The following is a 13,629-nucleotide window of genomic DNA, read 5'->3' on the forward strand; positions in this document are numbered from 1 at the left end:
TGAATTCATTGTGTTTAGTTACCCCCTAGTGCTGATAACATTGGACGGAATTTAATTTGTGTTTCTAGATATTCGCTTTCTGGATCGGAATCTCCGACAATACCACATCCTGCAAACAAGGAGGCTTCCCTCTCCTGTAGCAATCCTGAACGAATAGCTACAACAAATTCTCCATCCTCTTTCCAATCCATCCAGCCAAGAGGACCAGCATACCAGCCTCTATCCAGTCTTTCCACTTCCCTGATTGTTTGAAGAGAAATTTCTTGTGGAAACCCTCCGAGTGCTGGTGTTGGATGAAGTAGTTTTATTAAATCTGAAAGGCTGCAATCATTGTTAGTTACTGCTGTTACAGGTGTGTGTAAATGCTGAATATGTTTCATTTTGTATAGGTTTGGTTCAGATGGAGTACGTACATTTTCACAAACTTTTTCTAACGATGCCCGTATCATCTGCACAACAAGCTCATGTTCATGCATGTTTTTGTCATCATTAAGTAAAGAATTGCCTAACTCCAAATCTTCTTTCATTGAGTCTCCTCTGGCAATCGAGCCTGCTAAACACATGGACTGAACGTTGTGGCCTTGCTTCTTCACCAATTGTTCTGGTGTCGCACCAAGGAAGCAATCGGTTCCTCTTTCCACTGTGAATACATAACTGTTCGCCTGCTCTTCCATCAGGTTTTTCAATACAGGCGCAACGTTTACCTTATCTTGGAATAGTACCCGTAACTCTCTTGCCAGCACCACCTTATCCATCTGCCCGTCTGTTATTCTATCTGTAACTTTAGAAATGGACTCTTTCCATTCCATCGGATCCATTTCCAGGCATTTTACAATGGATGTAGTGCTGACATGCTTAATAGAAGAGCCACTCAATAGCTCCTCTTCAAGGTTAGCCAAATCTTTCAGTACACTTTCATCACAATCACTCAAATAATTAATGGTGAGATAAGTTTCACCTTCTATCTTTGTAAGCATAAAGGTGGGCAAAATAAATAAGGCGTCAGTAAATTGGTCCCATAACTTCGTCTTCTCCTTTTTTGGATCGAAGGAGAATCCTCCATACATAACGGGACCAACCGAATGTGAATCTTTGATGCATACAGCCCGCTGGATAAAACGCTTCCATTGCGTTTCAATCGCATGATACCTGTCATCTTCTCCATCTGCAGTAAATTCCGCTGTCACACCTGCACCGACCATCATATGAGAATGATCAGGGTTTGACCAGAAGAACCGTTGCCCTTCAAAGAATTGCTCACTTTTTTGAAAAAAATGAAGGGGATCTAGCTGTTCTATTTTTTTAGTATAACTAATTAAGACCGTCTGGTTTATCGAGGCCGCTTTAATTTTTGCTTCCTCCCATAAACTCACTATATGATGAAATGGTATTGTAATCATGTAAGACTCCCCCCGAGGCCTTGTTACCGCAAGACTTTGTCTCGAAATCGCTTCCTTAAAGATACACCTCAAAACCTTTTTATGTCAACAAAATGAGTGGTTTTCTTTCGTGTTTCTTCCTTATAATAGATACATGTAAAATCTTCCTGTGTTTCTTCTGAAAAACCGTTGACACCTTTTGTCCCTTTACATACACTTATATTGTATTTATAATATATTGTTTTCGTTTTTTATTTTGCCATAATAGATGGAGGGGTCACATAATGCAACCTCAGACAATTCAAACAGAGACAAGCTTTCAAGCACCTACAGAAAAGAGATGGAAGGTATGGTGGAACCTACTGCGTCCACATACTTTAACAGCAGCGTTTGTTCCTGTCTTTATTGGGACAGCACTTGCCCTTTATGACACCAGCATTGACTGGCCTTTATTTTTCGCCATGCTATTGGCCAGCCTGTTAATACAAGCAGCGACGAATATGATTAATGAGTACTACGACTATAAAAAGGGACTCGACAATGAAAATTCAGTAGGGATTGGCGGCGCGATTGTAAGGCACGGTGTTAAACCGTCCACTGTTCTACAGCTCGCATTCGCGTTCTTTGGTATCGCCACGTTACTAGGTGTGTATATATGCATGAATAGCACATGGTGGTTGGCCGCCATCGGAACAGCCTGTATGGCAGCAGGATATTTTTACACAGGAGGCCCTTACCCTATTGCCTATACCCCATTTGGTGAAATTGTAGCAGGATTCTTTATGGGCTTTGTTATTATTCTTATCTCTTTTTACATTCAAACAGGTACCATTTCTGATATTCCAATGCTAATTTCCATTCCGATTTCCATTCTTGTCGGAGCCATTCTGTTAGCTAATAACATTCGCGATATTGTAGGCGACAAAGAGAATGGCCGCAAAACAGTGGCGATTTTAGTTGGCAGAAAGAATGCGATTTTACTTCTAGCTGCCATGTTCATTGTGTCTTATGCACTTATTGTACTCTTTATTGCACTTGGTTACGCGTCATTTTGGTTATTATTAGTTTTCTTATCTGTGGCCAAGCCGCTTTCAGCGATTAAAGGTTTCACAAACAATAACAGTAATGTGACGATGATGCCGGCGATGGTGGCAACCGCAAAGACCAATACTATTTTCGGCTTTTTGCTAGGCATTGGCCTTGTAATTGGTTACTTTGCATAATAATAAACTGACTCTGATCATGGAGTCAGTTTTTTTAATTGGCAATCATGATTTTTAGAATGAACGCTCATAATACAAATAGACAGGATTTGAAAGGAGTCTATCTGTATGTTATCCCCTGATAAAATAAATCAGTTAAAGCAGCAATTAGAAGACACAAAACAAACGCTTCAAGCACATCTGGACCAGAATGATCATTATCAGATGGAACAGGAACATCCATATGAAACAGTTAGTGAGCTATCCGCTTACGATAACCATCCAGGTGACCTTGGAACCGAGTTATACGAAAGAGAAAAAGATCTAGCCTTAAATGAGCATGCCGAAAAAGAAATGAAAGACATTAATCACGCGCTCCAAGCTATGGCCTCAGGCACTTACGGCGTATGTGAGGTTTGTGGAAAAGAAATAGACGTAGAGCGCTTAGATGCTATCCCAACTACCACTTTTTGTAAAGAACACAGCCCCGATCAGGTTGTCTCCCATGACCGGCCTGTCGAGGAAAAAGTATTGATGCCTCCGTATGGGCGTTTTGAATACGATGAATCAGAAGGCGTGACCTTTGACGCGGAAGACACATGGCAAATTGTTCAGAGATATGGAACCTCTGAGAGCCCATCAGACTTTTCAGATGATGTAGAGAATTACGACCGCACATATGTAGAAAGCGAAGAGAATGAAGGCTATGTAGAGGATTACGAAAACTTTGTAGGAACAGACATGTATGGTCAAAATGTTACCGTATATCCTTCCATCAAACATGAGGCATATGAAGATGCACTTGATGAGGAAGGCATTATGACTACATTTGGCGACTTACATGGGTATGAGAAAGATCCATATACGGAATAAATTAATTTTATTTAACAAGGAAGCCTTAAAGATCATTGCGCTAAGGCTTCCTTTTGTTTAATCGGCTGGATACATTTCTTGCAAAAATGTTATAGATTGTTTAATCAACGCTTTTAATACTTCCACATCAATGTCTGCCACTTTATTTATGTACACACATGCCTTGCCTGTCGTATGCTTGCCGAAACTTTTCAACAGTTCTTCCCTTTTGGAATCACCAGTTGCAAAATATAAGCTTATTTTTGCTTTTCTTGGTGAAAACCCTACAAGCATGGCATCACCTTCATGACCTGTAGGATACTTATAATGATAAGAACCAAATCCAATTATGCTGGGTCCCCACATTTTCGCTTCGTAACCTGTCGTTTCTGAGAAGATCTCTAACAGTTTATACGCATCTTCCCGCTTTTTAGGACTTTCCACCGTTTCAATGAATTCAATGACACTGTTATCCGTTTCTTTTGTTTTTAATTCATAGCCCATCCTTATTGCTCCTTTCCAATATCAATCATTCCTATTTATTCCACACATTTTATCATTTCCCTTCCCCATCTAGTCAATCATGCACCTCTTTATTGTCACAACCATACATTATCGTAGGCAGTTATCACGATTCGTGATGGAAAGTGAGGGGTATGATACATGTACACTAGAGATATTTTCTCCAAGGATTGGGCAGTTTTTCTAGCAGAATGCTGTCAACTTGCCTATGACCAGTATCATCAAAATGGTATTTTTTCTATACCTAACGGCTTTGATTTGGTAAAAGAATTCAAAGGTGTATCATTTCATAGCCTAGAATGGTTCGGATTTATTTTAGAATCTGAGGAAACGATCATCGTTACATTTCGCGGGACACAAACAGATCCTGACTGGATTGCGGATGCAGAAATTTTTCAAGAGCCTTTTCCTTATTGTGAAACAGGTAACCAGCTACTTGTACATGGTGGGTTCCTTTCAGTATATGAGTCTATGAGGGAAGAGCTGTTGGAGAGTCTTCAGCAAGAGCTATCCGCCTCGAAAACCATATTTATCACAGGACATAGTCTCGGTGGAGCACTCGCCACACTATTTGCCCTTGATTGTGCTATAAATACAAACTATTCCTCACTATATATGTATAGTTTTGGTGCACCGCGAGTAGGGAACGAAGCGTTTGCACAACTATATAATGAAGTTGTTCCAGGGTCTATCAGATTCGTAAACCTAGCAGACCTCGTCCCTTTTGTACCACCAACAAAAGTCGTAGCACCTCTAAGCAAAAAGACATGGCACTACAAGCACACCTTTACCCCCTACCGGTTCCTACTAACAGAAGGCTCCATCATCAAAAACCACAGCATCGAAACCTATATCAAAGCAATGAATGAGAAGTTTTGACCACACAAAAGGACCGCGCAAAAAAGGGAGGCCACTGAAAAAGTCATTGATTTTAGATTTTATTTAGACACCGCTGTGGATTTCCGCAAATGGCTTCGCTTTCCTAGGGGCTGTGCTTGAGCCTCCTCGCTTTGCTGCGGGGTCTCAAGCTACAGCTATCTCCCTCAGGAGTCTTCGCCTTTTGCTCCAATCAACAGCTAGAAATTACGAAAACAAAATGTTTACAGGTAACTATTTAAAATGCCTTTTCGTTAACCTTTAGTGAATGTAGTCACCTTGTTGATTGGAGTGGAAGGCGCGCAGATGCCCTCGGGAGGAAGGGACAGGTGAGACCCCACAGGCGTAAGCCGAGGAGGCTCACGGACCGCCCGCAGGCAAGCGAAGCGCCTGTAACGGAAATCAACCGGATTATATATACTTTCTTATTCAATATAAAAAGAGGAGCAATTTGCCCCTCTCTCACTTATCGCTTGCTATAGCTTGGTTCTAGTCCCCAGATCTCGTTGGCGTATTGTCTGATGGTACGGTCGCTTGAGAAGAATCCGGAATGGGCGATGTTCTTTGCGCTCATTGTTAACCAATGATTACGGTTACGGTAAGCAGCATCCACCCGCTCCTGTGCATCGATATAAGAGGCAAAATCCTTCAAGACGAAATACTCATCATTCTGCATCAACAAGGAGTCATGAATTGGCTCAAAGTGATCATCCACATCCGGGAAAAATCCGTTGACAAGTTGCTCTAGAACTTGCTGTATCCTCTTATCATGATGGTAATACTCGCTAGATCGGTATCCACCATTTTGATAATAATTCAAGACTTGCTCTGCAGTAAGGCCGAAAATGAACATATTCTCTTCTCCGACTTCTTCCTTAATCTCAATATTTGCACCATCAAGCGTGCCAACCGTCAAGGCCCCGTTCATCATAAATTTCATATTTCCAGTACCTGATGCTTCCTTGCTCGCAGTAGAGATTTGTTCACTGACATCTGCTGCCGGGAAAATGTCCTCAGCTAATGAAACCCGATAGTTTTCTAGAAAGATAACTTTTAAACGCCCATTAATTGCCGGATCATTATTCACTTTATCCGCCAGAGAATTAATTAGTTTAATTACTCTTTTAGCATAATAATAACCAGGGGAAGCTTTAGCTCCAAAAATAAACGTTCTAGGATGTATATCAAAACTACTGTCCTCTTTTAAGCGATTATACAGATACATAATGTGAAAAACGTTTAAGAGCTGACGTTTGTAAGCATGTAATCTTTTTACTTGTACATCGAAGATACTGTCTGAATCAATTACAATTCCCGTTTGTTTTCTAATGCGTTCCCCAAGAATCTGCTTTCGTTCCCGTTTCACTTGGTCTAACTTCTCCAAAAAAGCGGAATCGTTTGCATATACATCAAGCTGTCGAAGTTGTGTCGTATCCTTCATCCACCCATGACCAATCGTATTCTGAATGAGTGAGGTAAGTTGGGGATTTGCTTTCAGTAACCATCTGCGGTGAGTAATCCCATTTGTTTTGTTATTAAATTTATCTGGGAAAGTCTCATAAAATAAACGCATTTCACGATTTTTTAATATTTCCGTGTGTATCTTAGCCACACCATTAACACTGAAGCTACCAACTACCGCTAAATGGGCCATCTTTACTAAGCCGTGCGCAAGAATTGCCATCTCTTCAATCCGTCCCCATTGCCCAGGATACTTTTTCCATAACTCCGCACAAAAGCGCTCATTGATTTCTTCTACAATCATATATATACGCGGTAGCAATGGCTGAAAAATATTGATTGGCCATTTTTCCAAAGCTTCAGAAAGAGTTGTATGATTGGTGTAAGAGATGGTATGAGAGGTGATTTCCCACGCTTGTTCCCAGCTCATATTTTCTTCATCTAAAAGGATTCGCATCAGTTCCGGAATCGCCAGCACCGGATGGGTATCATTGATGTGGATGGTCACTCTTTTGTGGAAATCTATTAGACTACCATTCTTCTTTCGATAAGAGCGGATGATGCTCCCTATGCTAGCTGCAACAAGAAAATATTGTTGCTTTAAACGGAGAATTTTTCCTTCATCATGCGTATCATCTGGATATAGGAATTCAGAAACTGCTTCCGTATCTCTTTTATATTGCATGATATCTTTGTTCGTTGGAAAAGGCGCTGGTTCAGCACTCCAAAGCCTTAACATATTTACCGTATCCGTTTGATATCCGACAACGGGCATATCATACGGAACTGCTGTGATTGCCTCTCCTTTTGCATGCCTGAACTTCTCTTTTCCATCTTCTGTATAAGATTCTACCTTACCCCAAAAATTGATTTCGACAGCCTGATCTGGTTTTCTTACTTCCCATACGTTTCCATGTCTAAGCCATTGCTCAGGCAATTCCACTTGATAACCGTCAACAAATTTCTGGTCAAATAATCCATGTTTATAGCGGATGCCACACCCGTGACCTGGCAGGTCTAAAGACGCGAGAGAATCTAAGAAACAGGCTGCAAGACGGCCAAGTCCACCATTTCCTAGACCAGCATCTGCTTCTATTTCCTCAATGGAAGAGAAGTCGAGCCCTAGTTCTTTCAGGCCCTCTTCTACGACATCTTGGATTCCAAGATTTAAAAGATTACTTCCCAACAATCTTCCCAATAAAAATTCAATAGAGAGATAGTACACTTGTTTTTCATCAGCAGCGCGATTTCGTTCGTTGGTAGCTATCCAGTTGGCACTGATATATTCTCTTACCATGTTTCCGAGTGTATGATAATGATCTCTAGAGGTGGATTCCTGGAAGCTCTTTCCGTACATACTCTCCAATTTCTTTAAAAAAGCAGCCTTGAATTTCTCTTTATTAGAGAACATGCACTCCACTCCTAGCCATTAGTGTTGAATACAATTGATTATATTTAAATGCAGATTTAGCCCAACTATAATCGCGCTCCATTGCTTCTTTCATAATACCGTTCCATACTTTTGGTTGTTCATACATATTAATGGCACGCCTGATGGTATGAAGCATATCATGGGCATTAAAGTTGGTGAAGGAAAAACCGTTTCCTTCCAACGTCGTTTCATCATAAGAATGGACTGTGTCATTCAGTCCGCCGGTTTCACGTACAATTGGTATGGTACCGTAGCGCAGAGCTATTAGTTGACCTAAACCACACGGTTCAAACTTCGAAGGCATCAAGAACATGTCCGCACCTGCATAAATCTGATGGGCAAGCGGCTCATCAAACCCAATAAACGTCTTTACTTTTTCAGAATATTGATACGATAACTCTCGGAAATAATGTTCAAACTGAGGTTCACCTGTTCCGAGTACGACAACCTGTACATCCTCATTTAACACTTCATGTAAAACGCATGTAACTAGGTCCAATCCTTTTTGCTTGGTCAACCTGCTAACCATAGCAATAATCGGTGTATCCTCTTTTACAGGTAATCCGCATAGTTTTTGCAGGGCAGCTTTATTCACCTTTTTATTTCCCATTTTACTGACGGAATAATTAGCTTCAATGTACTCGTTCGTTTCAGGACTATATAAATCATCGTCAATTCCATTAATGATCCCTACTAACGAATCATTCCTATGACGTAGAACCCCATCCAGCTTTTCTCCAAAATAGGCTGTCTGTATTTCATCTTTATAGGTGGGACTTACCGTTGTAATATAACCGGATGATACCAATGCTGCCTTCATGAAATTGACATTACCGTAAAACTCCAGCTCATCAGCATTAAAATGTTTACTATCAATACGCAATAAATCATGCAGGATACTTGGTGGAAATACACCTTGAAATTGAAGATTATGGATAGTAAAGACACTTTGAATATGCTCGAACCTTGGATTTTGTTTGTATTCGCGCTCCAGGATAAAATTGACCATTCCCGTGTGCCAGTCATGACAATGAATGACATCCGGAATAAAATCAATAGCCGTCATACTTTCCAGCACGGCACGGCAGAAAAAGGAAAAGCGTTCCCCGTCATCAAAGTGACCATACAGGGAATCGCGGTTAAAGTAGTATTCATTATCAATAAAATAATAGGTTACATTATCATGCACCAATTTTTCCACTCCACAATATTGATGACGCCAACCTACGTCTACAAAAGTGGTCTGAACTCTTTTCATTTTGTTTTTAAATACTTCCGGAATTTGCCCATATTTCGGCAAAATAACTCGTACATCTGTACCAAGTTTCTTTAACTCCTTAGGCAATGCTCCCGCAACATCGCCTAAGCCACCTGACTTTACAAACGGGACACATTCTGATACAACAAACAATACCTTCACGAATTCATCAGAGCTCCTTGTACCGATCCTTTTTTCACTAAATACGGGGAATCTGCTTTCCCTGTTAATCTTGTACCGTCTTCTACCTTAACATCTTTGTCTAAGATGACAGAATCTAAAACACAATTCTCTCCAATAACACCTTTTTGCATGATAATACTGTTTTTGACCACCGTACCTTTCCCAATTTTGACACCTCGGAAAATAATACTGTTCTCAACATGCCCTTCAATGATAGCACCGTTTGCAATCATGGAATTCTTTACATAGGCATCTTTGGAATAACTTGTTGGGGGCTCATCTTTAACTTTTGTGAAAACAGGATGATCCTTTACAAACACTTGTTTCCAAACAGCAGGATCCAGCAGTTCCAAGCTATGCTCATAATAATTTTCCAACGAATCAATTACTGCGGCATAACTTGTATATTCATAGTTGCAAATTTTGTATCCGCTTGTAATATCCTCTACCACATCCATTATACTTCTATACCCCGTTTGCTCATGATTCATAAACAATTTAACAAGCAGGTCCTTCTCAAGGACATACATATCCAAGGTTTCATCTTCTTTTACCACATGGGTAATATCGCATCTGTTTTGGATATGACGATCGAGAATCAATTTGTAATTCATATTGGATACCGTAAAACTATTCGCTATCACGACATATTTCTGATTGCTGCGTCCGAAAAAGTCGACATTTTCTTTGAAATGTTGAAACGAGCCTGTGTTTTCATTCTCTGAACTAGGGAAGAAGAATAAACCATCACGTTTACGATCGAGATCCCACTGTTTTCCTGAACCAAGGTGATCCATCAGAGAGCGGTACTGATAACGTGGGAAAATTGCAACGTTTTGAATTCCCGAATTGACCATGTTGGAAAGTACAAAATCAATCAGTCTATATCGTCCTCCAAAAGGTACTGCTGCAATGGATCGCTTTACAGTTAACTCCTTCATTTCTTCATTATGGATTGTTGCATCGATGATACCTAACATTGATTTAATCATAATAAATGGACACCCTTCCTGTGTTTAATTTCGCGTCATTTAACGGGTTATAGAGAAAATCCCTTTATCCATCATTTCCTCTGTTACTAAAATAATCTCATCTTCATTTTTCTCCGGGCAAATGACAGCTCCATCAGGAATTTTTATACCTGAAGGAATGATTGCCTTGTTTACATAGACATTTTCACCAATGATGGCATCTGGCATGATCACTGAGTTTTGGATTACTGAGTTTCTCCCTACATTCACACCTTGGAACAATACGGAATGATCAATTTTCCCTTCAATGAAGCATCCTTCATTTACTAAAGAGTCTTTAACGTCTGCATAAGGTGCAATAAATTGTGGAGGCTGGTTTGGATTAACAGAATAGATACGCCAGTCATATTCAAAAAGATTTAATTCACAATCCTCTTTTAATAGATCCATATTTGCTTCCCACAGGCTCTTAACTGTTCCAACATCCTTCCAATATCCCTTAAAAGGGTAGGCAACCAATTTCTTATTTTCCTCCAATAACAATGGAATGACGTCCTTCCCGAAGTCATGGCTGGACTCAGGGTTTCTATCATCCATTTCAAGGTACTCCTTTAAGACAGACCATTTGAATATATAAATACCCATAGATGCCAAACTACTCTTTGGATTCGCTGGCTTTTCATCAAACTCAACCACTTCTAGCTTATCGTTTGTATTCATGATTCCGAACCTGCTTGCTTCTTCCCACGGAACTTCCACAACTGAAATGGATACATCCGCATCCTTTTTAATATGGTAGTCTAGCATATCCTCATAATTCATTTTGTAAATATGGTCACCAGAAAGGATAAGAACATATTCAGGATCATATTGAGTGAGGTAATTGATATTTTGATAGATGGCACTTGCTGTCCCGGTATACCACTTCACACCAGAAGATTCAGTGTATGGAGGCAATACTGTCACCCCTCCATTTTTCCGATCCAGATCCCATGTGCTACCAATACCGATATATGAGTTAAGTACTAGAGGTTGATACTGCGTCAATACCCCAACAGTAGTAATACCTGAATTCGTACAATTACTTAAAGCAAAATCAATGATTCTATATTTCCCACCAAAAGGAACAGCCGGCTTTGCCAACGTCTTTGTTAAGGAACTGAGTCTGCTCCCTTTTCCCCCTGCCAATAACATTGCTACACATTTATTTTTCGCCATCGCGTTATCGCTCCCCTCTAATTTTTTTCGGACGCCATATACTTACACCAAATGATGCAACATTGACCATCATATGATAGTCCTTGCCGTGATATGCTCCCTCTTCCGCACTAACTTCCTGCTCGTTTATAAGGCCGGCTCCACCGTACTCTTTTGCATCAGAACTGAAAACTTCTTCATAGTCAGAAAGATATGGCACTCCAATTTTAAATCCTTCATAAGAAGCTCCTGTGAAATTACAAACTATGATTAGTGTATCTGCAGGCTTTTTCCCTTTTCGGATAAAAGAAAAGACGCTTTGCTCTCGGTTATCAGCATCAATCCATTCAAATCCATTTGGATCATGGTCCAATTCGTACAATGCTTTATACTTTTGATAAAAGGCCATCAGTTCCTTAAAATAATGGTGCATCTGTTGATGGGACTCATACTGGTTAACTAAAAACCAATCCAATTGTTCAAGGTCCTTCCATTCATCAAATTGACCAAACTCCCCTCCCATGTAGAGAAGCTTTTTTCCAGGGTGCGTCAGGAAGAAACCGTACAATAAGCGTAATTGAGCAAACTTTTCTTCATATTCACCAGGCATTTTGTTTAACAACGATTTTTTGCCATGAACGACTTCATCATGGGAAAAAGGCAAAATGAAATTCTCGGAAAAAGCATATACGATGGAGAAAGTCACTTTGTCGTGTAAATGTTTTCTTTGCTCTGGAGGAGCCTCCATGTACCGCAAGATGTCATTCATCCAGCCCATGTTCCATTTGTAATTGAATCCAAGTCCTCCATTGGAAGTTGGGGATGTAACTAATGGCCAATCAGTTGAATCCTCCGCAATCATAAGTGCACTATAATCTTGTTCAAATACCGCCTCATTCAGCTTTCTCAAAAACTCCTGCGCAAAAGGGTTTGCATGCTCTTCCTTGGAATTTGGCCAATAAAGCATATTAGCCACTGCATCCACCCTAAAGCCGTCGACATGGAAATATTCCATCCAGAATAATGCGTTTGATATTAAGAAGCTCCTTACCTCCGGCTTTCCTAAATCAAAGTTTGCCGTGCCCCATACTTCATTCTCACGGTCATGATAGTTTTTATATTCAAAGACTGGTGCCCCATCAAACATATATAGCCCATGGGCATCCTTACAAAAGTGCCCCGGTACCCAGTCCAATATCACACCTATATCTTCCTGGTGGCATGCATCAATAAATGCCATTAACTCTTTAGGGTTTCCATATCTGCTTGTTGCAGCATAATACCCCGTACCTTGATAACCCCAAGAGCGGTCATACGGATGCTCCACTAAAGGCAACAATTCTATATGCGTAAAATCATGCTCCTTAATATATGGTATTAATTCCGCTATCAACTCTTTATAGGAGTAAAGTTCTCCATCATCCTTTTTTCTCCATGAACCAAGGTGCAGTTCATAAATAAACATCGGTTTCTCATAAACCAATTTTCGCTTCTTTTTCCTGCGCCAGTTTTGATCCTTCCATTTGAAACCTTCTAAGTCATATACAATTGAAGCTGTATTAGGCCTTACCTCTGCATGGAAAGCAAACGGATCAGCCTTATGTAATATCTCACCAGAATGTGTCACAATCTCATATTTATATAAATGACCGGATAGGTCTTCATCTATTTGAATGCTCCAAACACCTTCGTTATTTAATTTTTCTAGTGGATGCAACTTTCCATTCCACTCGTTAAAAGATCCCATTACTCGTACTTTCTTGGCGTTAGGTGCCCATACAGTGAATCTAGTCCCTAACACTTTCTTACGATGCCGTACTAAATGAGAGCCAAAAAGCTCATAACTTTTATACAACGTTCCCTCATGAAAAAGGTGCAGCTGAAAATCCGTCGCACTCGTAGCAATCAATTTTTTCACCCTTCCATAATTCCTTATAAAAAAGAATATTGTTATACACTTCTATTCTCTTTTTTATAATATTCTCCTTTATCCGACAAGTCGAAATCGTATGACATAAATCAACAATATAAAATTTTGTATATTATTATGTAAAAAATAGTTAATTACAGGAAACCGTTTTCATTGTTGATATAATTGAAATTGCGTAATATCAATGTTTTTGAAAGGGATTACAATAAAAGAAGATTTAACTAAAAATTAGGAGGAGGGATGTTGATATTTGTCGAAAAGTTTTTTTGTGAAGTGCAGTCTAAACCTATCGATGTACACGCTTACATTAATAGATTATTTCAATATAATAAATTTACTTTTCAAAATGGGGTTTTGTTTGTTTTA

General features: G+C 39.8%; 10 protein-coding genes. 3 read left to right on the forward strand and 7 right to left on the reverse strand.

Annotated elements, in window-relative coordinates; all coding sequences use genetic code 11:
• Positions 1-14: 14 nt before the first annotated feature.
• The gene (locus HC179_RS12180; protein ID WP_168864537.1) at positions 15-1,400 is read right to left on the reverse strand and encodes an isochorismate synthase; all 1,386 of its coding nucleotides are present in this window, start codon (positions 1,398-1,400) and stop codon (positions 15-17) included.
• A gap of 263 nt (positions 1,401-1,663) precedes the next feature.
• On the opposite strand from HC179_RS12180, the gene HC179_RS12185 reads away from it, so the two are divergent.
• Together HC179_RS12185 and HC179_RS12190 are read left to right on the forward strand one after the other, a co-directional pair.
• Positions 1,664-2,602: a 1,4-dihydroxy-2-naphthoate polyprenyltransferase gene (locus tag HC179_RS12185; RefSeq protein ID WP_168864538.1), complete on the forward strand. Its 939-nt coding sequence runs from the start codon at positions 1,664-1,666 to the stop codon at positions 2,600-2,602.
• A 108-nt stretch (positions 2,603-2,710) separates the two neighbouring features.
• Positions 2,711-3,454 carry a TraR/DksA C4-type zinc finger protein gene (locus tag HC179_RS12190; RefSeq protein ID WP_168864539.1) on the forward strand — a complete coding sequence of 248 codons (744 nt, stop codon included), beginning with the start codon at positions 2,711-2,713 and terminating at the stop codon, positions 3,452-3,454.
• 57 nt (positions 3,455-3,511) lie between these two features.
• Here the strand turns inward: HC179_RS12190 and HC179_RS12195 are convergent, their stop codons facing one another.
• On the reverse strand, positions 3,512-3,937 hold the full coding sequence (locus tag HC179_RS12195; protein WP_168864540.1) for a DUF1801 domain-containing protein: 426 nt from the start codon (positions 3,935-3,937) through the stop codon (positions 3,512-3,514).
• 159 nt (positions 3,938-4,096) lie between these two features.
• Between HC179_RS12195 and HC179_RS12200 the strand changes: the two genes are divergently transcribed.
• Positions 4,097-4,834: a lipase family protein gene (locus HC179_RS12200; RefSeq protein ID WP_168864541.1), complete on the forward strand. Its 738-nt coding sequence runs from the start codon at positions 4,097-4,099 to the stop codon at positions 4,832-4,834.
• Positions 4,835-5,297: 463 nt separating this feature from the next.
• Here HC179_RS12200 and HC179_RS12205 read toward each other — a convergent pair whose 3' ends face one another.
• From HC179_RS12205 to glgB, 5 genes are read right to left on the reverse strand one after another with little or no spacing between them, the layout of a single operon-like run.
• The gene (locus tag HC179_RS12205; protein ID WP_168864542.1) at positions 5,298-7,703 is read right to left on the reverse strand and encodes a glycogen/starch/alpha-glucan phosphorylase; all 2,406 of its coding nucleotides are present in this window, start codon (positions 7,701-7,703) and stop codon (positions 5,298-5,300) included.
• Complete coding sequence (glgA, locus tag HC179_RS12210) at positions 7,693-9,144, reverse strand: glycogen synthase GlgA (protein ID WP_168864543.1); 1,452 nt, start codon at positions 9,142-9,144, stop codon at positions 7,693-7,695. Before glgA ends, HC179_RS12205 begins: the two co-directional genes overlap by 11 nt.
• The gene (locus HC179_RS12215; protein WP_168864544.1) at positions 9,141-10,157 is read right to left on the reverse strand and encodes a GlgC family sugar phosphate nucleotidyltransferase; all 1,017 of its coding nucleotides are present in this window, start codon (positions 10,155-10,157) and stop codon (positions 9,141-9,143) included. The genes glgA and HC179_RS12215 overlap by 4 nt, the downstream gene beginning before the upstream one ends.
• Before the next feature lie 39 nt (positions 10,158-10,196).
• Positions 10,197-11,354, reverse strand: a complete 1,158-nt coding sequence (locus HC179_RS12220) for a glucose-1-phosphate adenylyltransferase (RefSeq protein WP_168864545.1) — start codon at positions 11,352-11,354, stop codon at positions 10,197-10,199.
• Positions 11,355-11,358: 4 nt separating this feature from the next.
• Positions 11,359-13,242: a 1,4-alpha-glucan branching enzyme gene (gene glgB, locus HC179_RS12225; RefSeq protein WP_168864613.1), complete on the reverse strand. Its 1,884-nt coding sequence runs from the start codon at positions 13,240-13,242 to the stop codon at positions 11,359-11,361.
• Positions 13,243-13,629: the final 387 nt, after the last annotated feature.

This window comes from Bacillus sp. RO1 (assembly GCF_012524115.1).
Classification (GTDB): domain Bacteria; phylum Bacillota; class Bacilli; order Bacillales; family Bacillaceae_I; genus Sutcliffiella_A.